The sequence below is a fragment of the Kribbella sp. DT2 genome (genome assembly GCF_049844575.1).
Taxonomy (GTDB): Bacteria; Actinomycetota; Actinomycetes; order Propionibacteriales; family Kribbellaceae; genus Kribbella.
This window is the reverse complement of the sequence record NZ_JBNCLH010000007.1, coordinates 412662-429136: the sequence shown is the minus strand read 5'-3', so window position 1 is coordinate 429136 and position 16475 is coordinate 412662. Positions and strand designations below refer to the sequence as shown.

Genomic DNA, 16475 nt, shown 5'->3' with positions numbered 1-16475 from the left:
AAGTCGCCGGTCACAGACTGCGCGGCTGTCCTGTCTTAGCTGCAGGTAGGGCCGGAGTCTCTTAGCTGCAGGTACGGGCCGGAGTCGAGCCCGCCCCTCAACCCCGGAGCCCACCTGCCGGCTGACCAGCACCAGGAGCCGCACCATGCCCGCAGCACTGTTCAGAAGGCGGCCGGTCCGCCGGAGCCCAGAGCGGACAGGCTCGCCCTGGTGCGTCGGGCGGCGTACAGGTCCGACCTGGGCGCGGCGCCGGATGCGCCCGCGCCGGCCGGACGAGCAGCACCGCGTCGCCAGTCCGCTCGAGCTGCTGTTCAACCTGACCTTCGTGGTCGCCGTCGCGGCCGCCGCGGCCGAGCTCGCGCACAGCCTGGCCGAGGGGCACCAGGAGCTGGCCGGCTTCCTGCAGGTGTTCTTCACGATCTGGTGGGCGTGGATGAACTTCACCTGGTTCGCGTCGGCGTACGACACCGACGACGTGCCCTACCGGCTGCTCACCATGCTGCAGATGGGCGGCGTCCTGGTGCTGGCGGCCGGCGTACCGGCTGCGGCGGCCGAGGCCGACTTCCGCCTGGTCACGCTCGGGTACGTGATCATGCGCTCCGGTCAGGTCGTGCAGTGGGTCCGCGCAGGGGTTGAGAACCCGGAGGAGCGCCGTACGGCGTTCCGCAACGCCGCTGGGATCAGCTTGCTCCAGGTCGGCTGGCTGGTCCGGCTGGCGACCGGGGAGACCACCATGCTCACCTTCGTCTGCCTGGCGGCGCTCGAGCTGACCGTGCCGTGGTGGGCCCAGCGCAGGCGGGACACCGGCTGGCACCCGCACCACATCGCGGAGCGGTACAGCCTGTTCACGATCATCCTGCTGGGTGAGAGCGTCCTGGCCGTCAGCAACGCCGTACGGGCCACCGAGGTCAGCACCGGACTGGTGGTTGTCGGGGTCGGCGGACTGGTCCTGCTGTTCAGCCTGTGGTGGCTCTACTTCCTGCAGCCCGCCGGGCACGGCCTGGAGCGCCGCCGCGACCGGTCCTACGTGTGGGGCTACTGCCACTTCGGACTGTTCGCCGCACTCGCTGCGCTCGGCGCCGGGCTGGAGGTGGCGGTCGAGCAGACCAGCCACCACCTCCCGATCTCGCCCACCAGCGCTGGGTACGCCGTCGCCGCACCGGCCGCGCTGTTCGTGGGGCTGCTCTGGGGCGTCACGCGGACGCTCCTGGCCAGGCCGACGCTCCGGCTGAGCGCCAGCGTCGTCGCCGTGGTGCTGATCGCACTGGCGCCACTGCTCGCCCCGTACGCCGGGGGGCCGCTGGTCGTCGTACTGGTTGCTGTGGTGTGCGTGCTGGCCGTGGCGGTGACGCTGGTTCAGGAGGCGGCGTCGTCGCCGGGGACGACCAGTCCGCACTCGTAGGCGAACACCACGGCCTGGACGCGGTCGCGCAGGCCGAGCTTGAGCAGGACGCGGGAGACGTGGGTCTTCACCGTCGCCTCGCCGACGAACAACTGCCCGGCGATCTCGGTGTTGGTCAGGCCGCGGGCGATCAGGCCGAGCACCTCGCGCTCGCGGTCGGTCAGGTCGGCCACCAGGTCCGGCCTGTAGACCCGCTCGCCACCGCCGGAGAACCGCTTGATCACCCGGCGGGTCACCTCGGGCGCCAGCAGGGCGTGACCGGAGTGGACGACCTGGATCGCCTCGACCAGGTCCTCGGGGGCGGTGTTCTTCAGCAGGAACCCGCTGGCCCCCGCGCCGAGCGACTCGAACAGGTAGTCGTCGCGGTCGAACGTGGTCAGGATGACGACCTTGCCCGCGTCGGCGGCGACGATCCGCTGGGTGGCGGCGATGCCGTCGAGGCCGGGCATCTGGACGTCCATCAGCACGACGTCCGGCCGCAGCTCGAGCGCGAGCTCGACCGCCTTCTCACCGTCGGAGGCTTCGCCGACCACCTCGATGTCGGCCTCGACCGACAGGATCATCCGGAAACCGGCCCGGACCAGGTCCTGGTCGTCGACCAGCAGAACCCGCATCGGCGTCTCACTCACTGCGTTGCTCCTTCACGGTCCTGCGCGGGCTGCTCGGTCTCACTGGTCTCACCGGTGTCACTGGTCTCAGGGGTCGGGACCGGCACGAGCGGGATTCTCGCGCGCACCCGGAAGCCGCCGACCGGGCGGGGGCCGATCTCGGACTCGCCGCCCAGCAGGGCGACGCGTTCGCGGATGCCGACGTGGCCCAGGCGCGAACCGACCGGGGCGTGCTTCGGGCGGCCGTCGTCGATCACCTCGACCTCGATCGCATCCTCCAGGTACCGCAGCGTGACGTGCGCCGTACGGGCCGTCGAGTGCCGCCGGACGTTCGTCAGGGCCTCCTGCGCGATCCGGTAGACCGACACCGAGATCGTCTCCGGCACCTTCGCCGGCTGCCCGATCTGGTGGAACCCGACCTCCAGCCCCTCGCCGCTCGCCTCGACCACGAGCGCCGGCAGCCGGTCCGCGCCCGCCTGCGGCGCCTTGCCGGCCGGTACGCCGAGCTCGTCGTCCAGCTCCGGGTCGGCGGCCCGCAGCATGCCGAGCAACTGGCGCATCTCGTTGACCGCCGTCCGGCTGGAGTTCTCGATCACGCTCAGCGCGTTCTTCGCCGCGTCCGGGTTCTTGTCCATCACCCGCCGCGCGCCGCCCGCCTGGACGCCGATGCTGCTGATGTGGTGCGCGACCACGTCGTGGAGCTCGCGGGAGATCCGCAGCCGCTCGTCGATCACCGCGCGCCGCGCGTTGGCCTGCTGCTGCGTGGCCAGCTCGCTGGCCTGCTGCTCCAGCTCGTGCCGCTGCCGGGCCACGCCCCACGACGTACGGCCCCAGAAGTAGGCGCCGAAGAAGTAGAGCACGTTGATCGCGAGCGTGATGACCACCCCGGACACGTACGGCCCGAGCAGGGTGTCGTTGGCGCCCTTGAACTCGTCGGTGCGCAGCGCCCGGACGAACCCGAGCGTCAGCCAGCCGAACATCGCCACGAACACGACCGCCACCGACACCTTCATCAGCCGCCGGTTCCGGGCCCACGCGACCGCCGCGTAGATCGCCATGAACGCGGTCGCCTGGGTGACGATGTTGCTGGTGAACGCGAACGTCGCCCGCTCCCCCGTCACCACGAACAGCACCGACACGATCGCCAGCACCGGGATCGGCCAGCGGCGGCGGAAGCACAGCGCCAGGGCGCCGGCCGCGCTCAGCACGTACGGCTCGACCCCGCCGATCCCCAGGTCGACCGGCGCCGGCGCCGCGCCGCGGGCCAGCTCGGTGCCGACCACCCCGGCGAGGGCCAGCACCAGTCCCAGCAGTACGTCGTACCGCTGCTCCTTCGCGGTCGGTCCGGGGCGGACCCACCCCTGGACGGTCGTCCCGGTCTTCGGCGGCGTGCCGGGCTCGGCGCGCACGGGCTGAGGACTTGACATAAGTCACCAGCCTACGGGTGGCAGGGCCTCCAGGGCTCCGGCGTACTCTTGAGGGCGTGACGATCGCCCCAGAAGGACGCAAGATGCTCAGGCTCGAGGTGCGCAACGCGGAGACCCCGATCGAGCGCAAACCCGAGTGGATCAAGACGCGCGCCAAGATGGGCCCGGAGTACCAGAAGCTGCAGGCGCTGGTGAAGTCCGAGGAGCTCCACACGGTGTGCCAGGAGGCCGGCTGCCCCAACATCTTCGAGTGCTGGGAGGACCGCGAGGCCACCTTCCTGATCGGTGGGGACCAGTGCACCCGGCGCTGCGACTTCTGCCAGATCGACACCGGCAAGCCGCAGGAGCTGGACCGCGACGAGCCCCGACGCGTCGCCGAGTCCGTGGTCAAGATGGGTCTGCGCTACGCCACCGTGACCGGTGTCGCCCGTGACGACCTCGACGACGGCGGTGCCTGGCTGTACGCCGAGACGATCCGCCAGATCCACGCGCTGAACCCCGGCACCGGCGTCGAGATGCTCGCGCCCGACTTCAACGCCGTACCGGAGCAGCTGGCCGAGGTGTTCTCGTCCCGCCCGGAGGTGTTCGCGCACAACGTCGAGACGGTGCCGCGGATCTTCCGCCGGATCCGGCCGGGCTTCCGGTACGAGCGCTCGCTCGACGTCATCACGCAGGCCCGCGACTACGGTCTCGTCACCAAGTCGAACCTGATCCTCGGCATGGGCGAGACCCGCGAGGAGGTCAGCCAGGCGCTGACCGACCTGCACGGCGCCGGCTGCGAGATCATCACCATCACCCAGTACCTGCGCCCGTCGGTGCGGCACCACCCGGTCGAGCGGTGGGTCCGTCCCGAGGAGTTCGTCGAGCTGCAGGCCGAAGGCGAGGAGATCGGGTTTGCCGGAGTGCTGTCCGGTCCGCTCGTCCGTTCGTCGTACCGCGCCGGTCGGCTGTACCGTCAAGCGGTGGAGTCGCGGATGACCTCCGCCACCCAGGATGCTTAGGACCCGACCGATCGAGAGATTGACAAGGTAGAGATGGCCAAGAACGACGCGCCCGCCGAGAAGACCAGCCGGCTGAAGCAGATCCGGTCGGCGTACCAGCTGACCAAGAAGTCCGACCCGTGGATCGGGCTGCTGCTCGCCGGGATCTTTCTCGGCGTGGTCGCCGTGTTCGTCGCCCTCGGTTTCCTGGTCGGCCCGCTGCTGATCTGGATCCCGCTCGGCGTCGCGCTCGGCTTCCTCGGCGCCACGATCGTGTTCGGCCGCCGGGTCGAGAAGGCGGCGTACAGCCAGATCGAGGGCCAGGCCGGTGCGGCCGCCTCGGCGCTGCAGACGCTGCGCCGCGGCTGGAACGTGACACCCGCCGTCGCGGTCACCAAGAACGCCGACATCGTGCACCGCGTGGTCGGCCGTCCGGGCATCGTGCTGGTCGGCGAGGGCCAGGCCAGCCGGGTCAAGAACCTGCTGACCGCCGAGCAGAAGAAGCACAGCCGGGTCGCCGGCGGCGCACCGGTGATCACGGTGACGGCCGGCAACGGTGAGGGCGAGATCGACATCCGCAAGCTGACCAAGCACGTGATGAAGCTCCCGCAGGCGCTGCAGCCGTCCGAGATCACCGACCTGCTGCAGCGGCTGAAGGCGCTCGACGCGGTCCGCCCGCAGGTGCCGATGCCGAAGGGGCCGGTCCCGACCAGCCTCAAGGGCGCCCGCCAGGCCATGAAGGGCCGCTGACCGGCCCTCGGCGCAGTTGTCGATCTCGAGGCCTTCTCGTTCGTCAGGTGATCAACGATCCTGCTGAACGAGGAGGCCTTTCCATGCCTGTCGACGATGTCTTCCCGATCCTGACGACCGCTGACCTGGGCCGGCTGCTGCCGTTCTACACCGACGTGCTCGGTGGTGAGCTGGTCTACCAGTTCCCGCCCGAGGGCGCGCCGGCGTACGTGAGTGTGCAGTTCGGCAAGGCGTCGGTCGGTCTCGGGCACGATCCAGCCCTGCACCCTACGATCGGCCGCCGTACGACGGACCGCCCGCCGATCGCGCTCTGGCTCTACACCGACGACCTCGACGCGCTCGTCGCGGCGATCCGGTCCGCCGGCGGGCGGATCACCCAGGAGCCGACCGACCAGCCCTGGGGCGAGCGCGAGGCCCGCGCCGAGGACCCGGACGGCAACCACCTGTACCTCGGCCAGCGGGCAGGCTGACCGGGCAATCGAGCGCTTGATCACTCGTTCCGCGGCCGTCCAGCACGCGGGGCCACCGGTCCAGGCCGGAATCTGAGGGGTAACCGATGGGCGTTGACGGCGTTTGTTGTGGGTGAGGACAATCCTGTGCCTGGTGTCGCCGCAAGCCTGCGCCGATCGGCCGTAGAGTGCGGCCAGGACGGATCTAGGGGCGAGGGTAGGAAATGACCGATGTGATGCCGGCGGTGCACCAGCCGGAGGCCACGACCTGGCCGAGTCTGGTGGCGCCCCGATCGAACCCGGTCCGCCGGGCCGGCGCGCTGGCGGCGATCCGGATCATCGCCAAGGACCTGCCCGCCACGATCGCGATCGACAACCGGCGGTACGGGCTGGGCGGCCCGGCGATGCGCGTGCACCGCAGCGGTCCCTTCCTGGACCGGCTCGGTCAGGACGCCGGGTCCGGGTTCGGCGAGGCCTTCCTGGCCGGCGACTGGGACCCCGAGCCGGGCACCGACCTGGCCGACCTGCTGGTCCCGTTCGCCGAGCGGTTCAACAACGAGGCGAACCGGCACCTGCTGCCGAAGTGGGCACAGTCGCTGCGCTGGCTGGTGACCAAGTCCCAGCCCGGCGAGCAGGAGAACGACCGGGCCGGCGCCCGGGAGAACATCAGCCGGCACTACGACCTGAGCAACGCGATGTTCTCGGAGTTCCTCGACCCGACGCTGACCTACTCCGCGGCCTACTTCGGTACGGCGGACCCGCTGGCCGATCTCGGCTCCGCGTCGTACGACGAACTGACGCCCGCCCAGCTGCACAAGCTCGACGCGATCCTCGACGCGGCCGGGGTCCGGTCCGGCTCCCGCGTGCTCGACATCGGCTGCGGCTGGGCCAGCCTGGCGATCCGTGCGGCCCAGCGCGGCGCCTGGGTGACCGCGATCACCATCGCCTCCCAGCAGGCCCTGCTCGCGCAGCGCCGGATCGCCGACGCGGGCGTCAGCGACCGCGTCCAGGTCGCGCTGCGCGACTACCGCGACCAGATCGGCGAGTTCGACGCCGTGCTGAGCGTGGAGATGATCGAGGCGGTCGGAGAGAGGTACTGGCCGGTCTACTTCGACGCGATCGAGCGGCGGCTCGCGCCGGACGGCGTCGCCGTCGTCCAGGCGATCGTGATGCCGCACGAGCGGATGCTCGCCACCCGCAACACGTTCACCTGGGTGCAGAAGTACATCTTCCCCGGCGGGCTGATCCCGTCGGTGAAGGTGATCAAGGACGTCACCAACCAGCACACCGGGCTGCACGCGCAGGTGCTGCGGTCGCTCGGCCCGGACTACGCCCGCACCCTGCGGATCTGGCGCAACCGCTTCGTCGAGCAGTGGCCGAACATCAGGGCCCTGGGCTTCGACGACACGTTCGGCCGGATGTGGGAGTTCTACCTCGCCTACTCCGAGGCGGGCTTCCGCTCGGGGTACCTGGACGACGTGCAGCTGCTGCTCACCCGGCGCTAGACCGGCGTGGCGCTAGACCACGTGCAGGTCGATGATCGCCCGGCCGTTGCCGACGTACGGCGCCCGCAGGGTGAGCCCGGACGGGTCCTGCGCCCGCGGGACCGGGCCGGTGATCACGCTGATCCCGGCACCGAACGTCACCGGTGACACGCCCAGCGTCCCGTTGCCGCTCCCGTAGTTCCCGGTCAGCACGAAGTGCGCGAACTTGGCGTCCACCTTCGTGATCACCAGTTTGCCGCCGCTGAACTTGATCGTCGTCTTCCCGGTACCGACCTGGACGATGCAGTCGCCGTCGCGGCAGGCGGCCAGGTTCGTCCCGTCCTTGGCCTTCGGCGGCGGCTTCGGCTTCGGGGTGGGCTTCGGCGTCGGAGTCGGAGTCGGAGTCGGCGTGGGGGTCGGGCTCGGGGTGTCGCTCGAGACCGGCGACGAGGCCGACGCGCTCGGCGCTGTCGCACTCGCGTCCGGCGCACTCGGCGTACCGGAGTCGTCCCCAGAGCCGCAGGCGGTCAGGAGCACAGCAGCCGCCAGAGTGGCGGTGATCACCTTCATGGTTGCCATCTTGCCGCTACCTGGCACGGCCGCGACCGGGCTGGCCGGTTGCGGTCACCGGCGTACGACGATCGTGCCCGCGGCGCGGTCGTGCAGGCCGCGGCGGTCGCGGTCGTACACGACGGCGGGCAGCACCAGGCAGATCAGGAACGCGCGGATCACGCCCGCCAGCAGACCCGGCTGCGCCGTGTAGCCGGGGCCGTTCGCGCCGACCCGGATCACCCGCAGGCCGCAGATCCGGTGCCCGAGCGTGAAGCCGGCCAGCCCGGCCAGCACCGCCGACATCGCGAAGAACGTGACCAGCTGGGCGGTGTTGTAGTCGTTGCCACCGGCCCATATCGGCTTGCCGGTGACCGCCGACGCGATCAGCCCGGCGAGCAGCCAGTCGATCAGCAGCGCGAGCAGCCGGCGGCCCCAGCCGGTGACCGATCCCGGGCCGTCCTCGGGCAGTCCGAGACGGTTGCCCGGATACCGGAACTCTTCGGCGGGTCCTGTCCCGGGGTGTGCGGATGATGCCATAGTGGCTAGCCTACGGACGGGGCTGGGAGTTCTCACCTCCCTCCCCCGCCTCTCCAGTGGGTCAGCGCGGACACGCTGGGCTTAACATCCGCGAAACATTGGGGTCATGGCCGAGTAATCGGCAGGGCCTACGTTCAGATGAATCTCTGAGCCACCCCGAGGAGTATGTATGTTTTCCAGCGCTGAGGAGCTGCTCGCCTACGTCAAGGACGAGGGCGTCGCTTTCATCGACGTCCGGTTCTGTGACCTGCCGGGCATCATGCAGCACTTCACCGTCCCGGTGTCGTCGTTCGGTCCCGAGGTCTTCGAGGACGGCCTGCAGTTCGACGGTTCGTCGATCCGCGGCTTCCAGCAGATCCACGAGTCGGACATGTCGCTGCTGCCCGACCCGACGACCGCGTACCTGGACCCGTTCCGCAAGGACAAGACGCTGGTCATCAACTTCTTCGTGCACGACCCGCTGACCGGTGAGGCGTACTCGCGCGACCCGCGCAACATCGCCCGCAAGGCGCAGGAGTACCTGAAGTCGACCGGGATCGCCGACACCGCGTTCTTCGCGCCCGAGGCGGAGTTCTACGTCTTCGACGACGTCCGCTTCGAGACCAAGGCGAACGAGGGCTACTACCACATCGACTCCGTGGCCGGCGCCTGGAACACCGGCCGGGTCGAGGAGGGCGGCAACCGCGGCTACAAGGTCCGCTACAAGGGTGGCTACTTCCCCGCCCCGCCGGTCGACCACTTCGCCGACCTGCGCAACGACATCACCAAGCACCTGGAGAACTCCGGGCTGATCGTCGAGCGGGCCCACCACGAGGTCGGTACGGCGGGCCAGGCGGAGATCAACTACCGCTTCAGCGAGCTGCTGAACGCCGCCGACGACGTGATGAAGTTCAAGTACATCGTCAAGAACACCGCCTGGGACGCCGGCAAGACCGCGACGTTCATGCCGAAGCCGATCTTCGGCGACAACGGCTCGGGCATGCACTGCCACCAGTCGCTCTGGACCAACGGCGACCCGCTGTTCTACGACGAGTCCGGGTACGGCGGCCTGTCCGACACCGCCCGCTGGTACATCGGCGGCCTGCTCAAGCACGCCCCGTCGCTGCTGGCCTTCACCAACCCGACGGTGAACTCCTACCACCGCCTGGTCCCCGGCTTCGAGGCCCCGGTCAACCTGGTCTACTCCCAGCGCAACCGCTCGGCGTGCATCCGGATCCCGATCACCGGCTCGAACCCGAAGGCCAAGCGCATCGAGTTCCGCTGCCCCGACCCGTCGGCCAACCCGTACCTGGCCTTCGCCGCCCAGCTGCTGGCCGGCATCGACGGCATCCGCAACAAGATCGAGCCGGCCGACCCGATCGACAAGGACCTCTACGAGCTCCCGCCCGAGGAGCACGCGTCGGTCAACCAGGTCCCCACCTCCCTGCCGGCCGTGATCGACGCCCTCGAGGCCGACCACGACTTCCTGCTCGAGGGTGGAGTCTTCACCCCCGACCTGATCGAGACCTGGATCGACTTCAAGCGCGAGCACGAGATCGCCCCGATCCAGCTCCGCCCCCACCCCCACGAGTTCGAGCTGTACTACGACGTCTGATCCGTAGCCGTCACAGCAGGCCCACTCCGCAGCGCGCGGGGTGGGCCTGCTGCTTGTTCGCTAACCGGCGTACGTCGCGCTGAGGTGGTACAGGCGGCCGCCCCAGCCCTCGTCCGGGAAGGAGTCGGCGATGCGTACGTAGGCAGTTTTGTCCGGGCCGAGGTGTGGCGTCAGGTCAACCGTGTGCGCGGCCTTGTTCGAGCTGTCGTGGATGTGCCGGGTCTCCCGCGCCACGGTGGTCCACTGCCGGCCGTCGCCGCTCACGTCGACGACGTACTCGTTGTCGAGCGTCAGCGTCGCTGACGCCGCCGTGGTGCCGGACGGGAACGGGAAGCGGTAGACGAAGTACGCGTTGCCGTCGGCGAAACGGTTCTGGACGCCGTTGCTCTGCGAGCCGCCGGCATCCGACAGCCAGGGCAGCTCGGCCGCGGTGCCGGTGTCGAAGTCCACGGTGCGCGCCACCAGGATCTCGGCCTGCGTGCTGAACGCGAGTTGCGGACCGGACGTCGCTTTCACGGTCACCGGGTAGCGGCCGGCCGCCGTACCGGCGGGGATCGCGACCTCCAGCTCGACCTCGGCCTGCGCCGGTCCGGCGTTGCCCTTCGGGCGCAGGGTCACGGTCGCCCGGCGCGGCGTCACGGTCCAGCCCGTGGGAACCGAGGCCCGTACGTCGGCAGCGATCCGCTGCCCCGCCGGCGCTGTGGCCTGGAGCCGAGCCGTCAGCTTGACCTTCGTCGCATCAGCACTCGCGGCCATCACCACGGGTTGCGCCGGAGTCATGGTCGCGGACAGGGACCGTACCGGCGGCCGCGCCGGTACGGCGGCGATCAGCGCGCTGAGAGCACTCGCCTGCGTGCGCCAGTCGAAGACGTTCGGGTCGGTCTCACTCGTCCGCCCGGACCATCGCAGCCCGAGCCGCCCGGCCGCGTCACGATCGTTGTCCCAGACGCTCGCGGCCTGCCTGGCCTGGAAATCGAGGTAGCGCCGGTCGTGCGTGGTATCGGTCAGGTCCATCCAGTAGCGCTGGAAGATGCCCTTGAACTGTTTCTGGTTGTCGTCGCAGGACTTACCCGGCACCTCGCAGGACTCGGCCAGGATTCCGTTCGGGGCGAGCCCTCCGGTACCGATCGCCGCGTCCGCCAGCCGCCGTACGGTGGTCAGCAGTTGAGGGTTCCGGGTGGCCCGCCAGAGTTCGAGGCCGGCGCCGATCGCCAGGCCCTGGTTGTAGGTCCAGACCGTCTCGCCGTTGCTCCGGCAGGTGCTGGTGTTCAGGCCGTCGTTCACCAGGCCGTCGGCGTTGACCAGTCCGCTGCCGGTGAACCAGTTCCAGCCCTGCTGCGCGCGACCGAGCCAGTGCCGGTCGCCGGGGATCCGGTTGTGCAGCTCGGCAGTGAGCCGGATCCACAGGCCGTTGGTGACGGCGTTCTTGTACGTCCGCTCGGCGTCCCACCAGACCCCACCGCCGCAGGTGTCGTCCCAGTAGCCGTCGACGTACTTCGCGATCGTGACCGCCATGTCGAGGTACTTGCGGTTCTTGGTCAGGTCGTAGGTCTGGATCCAGGTCAGCGCCCACCACTCGGAGTCGTCGATGGCGCGGCTGGTGAAGTTGCCGAGCAGCGGATCACCCGACAGGTAGCCGGCCGGGAAGACGCCCTTGTCCTTCTCGAACGTGTTGTCCAGCTGCCCCAGGTAGCGGCGGTCGCCGGTGCGCTGCATGTAGTCACCGACGGTCTGCAGAGCGACGGCGGAGTTCCACCAGCTGGAGGGGAACCACGCCTTGCCCGGCTCGTACGAGCTCATCAGGACATCGGCGGCGACCCGGGCCCGCGCCGTCGCGGTCGGACCGTCGGCGCCTCCTCCGGGATAGGCACCTCCGCCCGGGTGGGCACCTCCGCCCGGGTCGGCTCCGGCGGGGAGTGCCGACACCAGCCCGACGGCCAGCGACGCCAGGCCGGCCGTCAGGGTACGCAGCACGCGTGAACGACTCAGGATCATGGGCGGATCTCCTCGAGGCTGCAGGGCGGTTCGAAGTTTGGAAACGTTTCCTTCCGTCCTGCGCCAGTATCGTCGCCAGCGCGGACAACGATGTCAATGCCGAACGATGAGACAGCCAAAGTGCAGTAGTTCAGGTGGATTACAGTCATTTGAGTCGTTCCCCCGCCGAAAGGGTCTCGCCGTGAGTCTCGAATTCCTCTGGTACATCCCCAACCAGGTCAAGCCCGGACACCGGGGCGACGACACCACCGACGGGCACAACAGCCTCGACCGGCTGACCGACCTCGCGAAGCTGACCGAGCAGCACGGGTGGGGCGGCGCACTGCTGGGGACCGGCTGGGGCCGGCCCGACACGTTGACCGTCGCGACGGCGCTGGCCGCGCGCACCAAGACGTTCCAGCCGCTGGCCGCGATCCGGCCTGGCTACTGGCACCCGGCGCACTTCGCGTCCGCGGCGAGCACGCTCGACGGGCTGAGCGCCGGGCGACTACTGATCAACATCGTGTCCGGGCAGGACAACCTCGCGGCGTACGGCGACAGCGAGGGCGACCAGGCGCAGCGGTACGCGCGGACCAAGGAGTTCCTCCAGCTCGTACGACGCCTGTGGACCGAGGAGGACGTGACGTTCACCGGCGACCACTTCCAGGTCACCAACTCGACCGTCGCCACGCGGCCCGTCGTACGGGAAGGACGCCTGCACCCGCGGCTCTACTTCGGCGGCGCGTCCCCCGCGGCCGAGCGGGTCTCCGCGACCGACGCCGACGTGCAGCTCTTCTGGGGCGAACCGCTCGACGGCATCGCGGAGCGCATCGACCGCCTCAACGGGCTCCAGCAGGAGCTCGGCCGCGAGCACAAGCCGCTCGAGTACGGCCTCCGCATCACGACGCTGATCCGCGACACCACCGAAGAGGCCTGGGCCGACGCCGAGGCCAAGGTCGAGAAGATGGCGCAGGACACCAACTTCCGCGACACCCACGGCACCAACCCCAAACGCTTCAAGGCCGTCGGCCAGCAACGCCTGCTCGAGCTCGCCGAGCGCGGCGAGGTGCTCGACGACAACCTCTACACCGCCCCCGGCAAGTACGGCGGCGGAGGCGCCGGCACCACCTGGCTCGTCGGCTCCGCCGAGGACGTCGCCAAGTCGCTGCGCAAGTACCAGGACCTCGGCCTGACCCACTTCATCCTCTCCGACACCCCCTACCGCGAGGAGATCGTCCGCGTCGGCGACCAGCTCCTGCCGCTGCTCGGCCGGTAACTCCGCGTTTCCCTCGACGCGGTGGCCCGGAGTGAGTAGGTTCCTCGGACGGTGAGGTTTACCCGGGGACTGGGTGGGGACTACTCCGGGTACGAGCTTCGCCACTGTCGGTGAAGACGTGAGGCGTGTGAGGTGTTGTTTTGGCCCGACCGATGACGGCTGACCAGACGGTGGCGGCGTTGCGGAAGTGGGGGGTCAAGTTCCGGGAGTACCCGGGATGGCGGACGCGGAGGCGGCCCGGCGCGTTCGGTGACGTGCGCGGGGTGATCGTGCACCATACCGGCAGCAACTCCCAGAGCGACGACTACCTGAACTTCCTGTTCGTGCGCGGCCGGGCCGAGGAGGGCATTCCCGGGCCGCTGTGCAACGTGTCGACCGACATGGACGGCGACCTGCACGTCGGTGCGGTCGGCCGGGCCAACCACGCCGGGCGCGGGTCGCAGACCACGCTCAGCCGGGTGACCGCGCAGAACTACGCCGGCTACGCCTCCGAGCTGAAGCCCGGCGCCGACAACGTCGACGGCAACGCGCACTACTACGGCAACGAGGTCCGGTACGACGGCGCGCGGGCGATGACCGCGGCGGCGTACCGTACGGCGTTGCTGCACGCCGCCGCGGTCTGCGACTTCCACGGCTGGAACGCGCTCGCGGTGATCGGTCACCGCGAGCACACCCGCCGCAAGACCGACCCCGGCCGCAACCCGATGAACAAGTTCCGTACCGACCTGGCCGCCGTACTGCGGGCCGGACCCGATGGAGACGACATGGCAAACGCCGACGAGGTACTCGCCGAGCTGCGCAAGTTCCAGGCCGCGGAGACGCAGCGCTACGCCGACCTGGCCAACCGCGTCCAGGCGCTGACCGACCAGGAGGAGGGCCGGTACGCCGACATGCAGCGCCGCGTCCAGGGCCTGGTCAACCAGGAGGCCGGCCGCTACGAGGACTACGTCCGCCGCTTCAACGCCATCCTGGCAGCGCTGCCGAACGGCGCCGCCCAGCAGACCGAACCGGAAGCGGTTCCGGAAACTGACAACCCTTCCTCCACCTCTTGAATTAAGTAAGCAACTTGGCTTTCCTTAGGAGCGCGCGAATGCGCATTCCCGCCCCGCTCCTGAGGAGAGTCCCCCCATGCCTGGAGTCGCCCCGCTCCGCCCGCCGCCACGAGGTCGCCGGTACGCCGCGATCGCCGCAGCCCTGGCCGCCACGGTGGTCGCCACCGCGCTGACCGTCGTCAACTCGCCGGACGCCACGGCCGGCACCGACGCCACCGCTGGCACGGCCGCCATCTCCCCCACCGGCTGGAACACCGTCGCCGCCAAGCACAGCGGCAAGTGCGTCGACGCCCGCGCGGCCGGCACAGCCAACGGCACCGCCGTCCAGCAGTTCACCTGCACCACGAGCACCGCCCAGCAGTGGCAGTTCCAGCCGACCTCCGACGGCTACGTGCGGATCAACGCGCGCAACGCCGCGACCCAGGTGCTTGACGTCAGCAACGTCTCGGCCGCCGACGGCGCGCTGATCCATTTGTGGGCCTTCGGCAACGGAAACAACCAGCAGTTCCGTCCGGTCGAGGAGGCCGACGGCGCGTACCACCTCGTCAACCGCAACAGCGGCAAGTGCCTCGACGTACCGTCCGCGTCGGTCGCGGACAGCGTCCAGCTGCAGCAGTACACCTGCAACGGCAGCGCCGCCCAATCGTTCAGGATCAGCCCTGTGGACGGCACGCCCCCGACCAACCCGCCCGGTACGCCGGACCTCGGCCCGAACGTCTCGGTCTTCGACCCGTCGATGCCGCAGAGCCAGATCCAGTCGCGGCTGGACCAGGTGTTCGACCAGCAGGAGGAGAACCAGTACGGCGAGCAGCGCTACGCCCTCCTCTTCAAGCCCGGCTCCTACAACGTCAGCGCGAACGTCGGCTTCTTCACCCAGGTCGCGGGGCTCGGCCTGACGCCGGACAGCGTGAACATCAACGGCGCGGTGCACGTCGAGGCCGACTGGTTCCCGCCGCAGAACGCGACCCACAACTTCTGGCGCGGCGCCGAGGGCCTGTCCGTCACGCCGCCCGGCGGGCTCGACCGGTGGGCGGTCAGCCAGGCGTCGGCGTACCGGCGGATGCACCTGAAGGGCAACCTCGCGCTGGACGACGGCGGCTGGGCCAGCGGCGGTTTCATGGCCGACACGCTCGTCGACGGCCAGGTCCGGTCGGGCACCCAGCAGCAGTGGCTGTCGCGCAACACCAACTGGGGCAGCTGGACCGGCCAGAACTGGAACATGGTCTTCGTCGGCGCGCAGAACGCCCCGGCCGGCACGTTCCCCAACCCGCCGTACACGAAGGTCGCGCAGACGCCGGTCGTCCGCGAGAAGCCGTACCTGTACGTCGACAACGCCGGCGCCTACCAGGTCTTCGTCCCGGCGCTCCGGACGAACTCGGCCGGCCCGAGCTGGACCAGCGGCAACCCCGCGGGCCAGTCGCTGCCGATCAGCCAGTTCTACATCGCCAAGCCCGGCGTCTCGGGCGCGACGCTGAACGCGGAACTTGCCGCGGGCAAGAACATCCTGTTCACCCCCGGGATCTTCCGGCTCAGCGAGCCGCTGCGGATCACCCGGCCGGACACGGTCGTGCTCGGCCTCGGCCTGGCCACGGTGATGCCGACCAACGGCAACAGCGCGATCACCGTCGCGGACGTCGACGGGGTCAAGATCGCCGGCCTGCTGATCGACGCGGCGCCGACGAACTCAGCCCTGCTGATGGAGGTCGGCCAGACCGGCGCCTCGGCCAACCACAGCGCGAACCCGACGTCGCTGCACGACGTGTACTTCCGGATCGGTGGTTCGGCCGTCGGCAAGGCGACCGAGACGCTGCGGATCAACAGTGACAACGTGATCCTCGACCACGCCTGGCTGTGGCGCGGTGACCACTCGGTCGGCGTCGGCTGGAACACCAACACCGCCGACACCGGGCTGGTCGTGAACGGCGACGACGTCACGGCGTACGGGCTGTTCGTCGAGCACTACCAGAAGTACCAGACGATCTGGAACGGCAACGGCGGGCGGACGTACTTCTACCAGAACGAGATGCCGTACGACCCGCCGAACCAGGGCGCCTGGATGAACGGGTCCAGCCGCGGGTACGCCGCGTACAAGGTCGCCGACTCGGTCACCACGCACGAGGCCTGGGGGCTCGGCAGCTACTGCGTCTTCACCAGCGACGCGAGCATCGTCGCCGACCGCGCCTTCGAGGTCCCGAACAAGGCGGGGGTGAAGTTCCACAACATGGTCACCGTCTCGCTCGGCGGCCAAGGCACGATCTCGCACGTCATCAACAACACCGGCGGCCCGTCCAACTCGAGCACCAACGTCGCCCAGTGGGTGAATTACCCCTAAGAGTTCACGCTGTGCCGCAGAAGTTCACTCTGTGCTGTAGATAAGTTACGGAAATGGT

At 69.7% G+C, this 16475-nt stretch carries 14 protein-coding genes; 9 read left to right on the top strand and 5 right to left on the bottom strand.

Features of this window, described 5'->3' with window-relative positions:
* Nucleotides 1-253: 253 nt before the first annotated feature.
* On the top strand, nucleotides 254-1402 hold the full coding sequence (locus tag ACLQ2O_RS29455; protein ID WP_425837540.1) for a low temperature requirement protein A: 1149 nt from the start codon (nucleotides 254-256) through the stop codon (nucleotides 1400-1402).
* Here the strand turns inward: ACLQ2O_RS29455 and ACLQ2O_RS29450 are convergent.
* Nucleotides 1357-2016: a response regulator transcription factor gene (locus ACLQ2O_RS29450; RefSeq protein WP_184805497.1), complete on the bottom strand. Its 660-nt coding sequence runs from the start codon at nucleotides 2014-2016 to the stop codon at nucleotides 1357-1359. The two genes, ACLQ2O_RS29455 and ACLQ2O_RS29450, sit on opposite strands and share 46 nt — an antisense overlap.
* A gap of 11 nt (nucleotides 2017-2027) precedes the next feature.
* Nucleotides 2028-3437, bottom strand: a complete 1410-nt coding sequence (locus ACLQ2O_RS29445; protein ID WP_425837538.1) for a sensor histidine kinase — start codon at nucleotides 3435-3437, stop codon at nucleotides 2028-2030.
* Nucleotides 3438-3520: 83 nt separating this feature from the next.
* Here ACLQ2O_RS29445 and lipA point away from each other — a divergent pair, with 83 nt between their 5' ends.
* The 4 genes from lipA to ACLQ2O_RS29425 all read left to right on the top strand — a co-directional run bounded on the left by lipA (nucleotide 3521) and on the right by ACLQ2O_RS29425 (nucleotide 7121).
* Nucleotides 3521-4438, top strand: a complete 918-nt coding sequence (lipA, locus tag ACLQ2O_RS29440; RefSeq protein WP_425837831.1) for a lipoyl synthase — start codon at nucleotides 3521-3523, stop codon at nucleotides 4436-4438.
* Nucleotides 4439-4471: 33 nt separating this feature from the next.
* Nucleotides 4472-5167 (top strand): DUF4191 domain-containing protein, encoded by a 696-nt coding sequence (locus ACLQ2O_RS29435; RefSeq protein WP_425837535.1) that lies wholly within the window; start codon nucleotides 4472-4474, stop codon nucleotides 5165-5167.
* An 83-nt stretch (nucleotides 5168-5250) separates the two neighbouring features.
* Nucleotides 5251-5637 (top strand): VOC family protein, encoded by a 387-nt coding sequence (locus ACLQ2O_RS29430; protein WP_425837532.1) that lies wholly within the window; start codon nucleotides 5251-5253, stop codon nucleotides 5635-5637.
* A 203-nt stretch (nucleotides 5638-5840) separates the two neighbouring features.
* Nucleotides 5841-7121, top strand: a complete 1281-nt coding sequence (locus tag ACLQ2O_RS29425) for a class I SAM-dependent methyltransferase (protein ID WP_425837529.1) — start codon at nucleotides 5841-5843, stop codon at nucleotides 7119-7121.
* A gap of 12 nt (nucleotides 7122-7133) precedes the next feature.
* Here the strand turns inward: ACLQ2O_RS29425 and ACLQ2O_RS29420 are convergent, their stop codons facing one another.
* Together ACLQ2O_RS29420 and ACLQ2O_RS29415 are read right to left on the bottom strand one after the other, a co-directional pair.
* On the bottom strand, nucleotides 7134-7670 hold the full coding sequence (locus tag ACLQ2O_RS29420) for a hypothetical protein (protein WP_425837526.1): 537 nt from the start codon (nucleotides 7668-7670) through the stop codon (nucleotides 7134-7136).
* Between the two features lie 54 nt (nucleotides 7671-7724).
* On the bottom strand, nucleotides 7725-8189 hold the full coding sequence (locus ACLQ2O_RS29415; RefSeq protein ID WP_425837524.1) for an RDD family protein: 465 nt from the start codon (nucleotides 8187-8189) through the stop codon (nucleotides 7725-7727).
* A gap of 169 nt (nucleotides 8190-8358) precedes the next feature.
* Here ACLQ2O_RS29415 and glnA point away from each other — a divergent pair, with 169 nt between their 5' ends.
* A complete protein-coding gene (gene glnA, locus ACLQ2O_RS29410; RefSeq protein ID WP_425837522.1) occupies nucleotides 8359-9783 on the top strand; it encodes a type I glutamate--ammonia ligase in 1425 nt (474 codons plus the stop codon).
* 60 nt (nucleotides 9784-9843) lie between these two features.
* Here the strand turns inward: glnA and ACLQ2O_RS29405 are convergent, their stop codons facing one another.
* Entirely contained in the window at nucleotides 9844-11778 is a 1935-nt protein-coding gene (locus tag ACLQ2O_RS29405) for a glycoside hydrolase family 76 protein (protein ID WP_425837520.1), read from the bottom strand.
* Between the two features lie 181 nt (nucleotides 11779-11959).
* Here ACLQ2O_RS29405 and ACLQ2O_RS29400 point away from each other — a divergent pair, with 181 nt between their 5' ends.
* From ACLQ2O_RS29400 to ACLQ2O_RS29390, 3 genes are all read left to right on the top strand, one after another.
* Nucleotides 11960-13033 carry an LLM class flavin-dependent oxidoreductase gene (locus ACLQ2O_RS29400; protein WP_425837517.1) on the top strand — a complete coding sequence of 358 codons (1074 nt, stop codon included), beginning with the start codon at nucleotides 11960-11962 and terminating at the stop codon, nucleotides 13031-13033.
* Between the two features lie 152 nt (nucleotides 13034-13185).
* Entirely contained in the window at nucleotides 13186-14085 is a 900-nt protein-coding gene (locus ACLQ2O_RS29395) for a peptidoglycan recognition protein family protein (RefSeq protein ID WP_425837514.1), read from the top strand.
* A 76-nt stretch (nucleotides 14086-14161) separates the two neighbouring features.
* Complete coding sequence (locus ACLQ2O_RS29390; protein WP_425837511.1) at nucleotides 14162-16417, top strand: RICIN domain-containing protein; 2256 nt, start codon at nucleotides 14162-14164, stop codon at nucleotides 16415-16417.
* Nucleotides 16418-16475 lie beyond the last annotated feature (58 nt).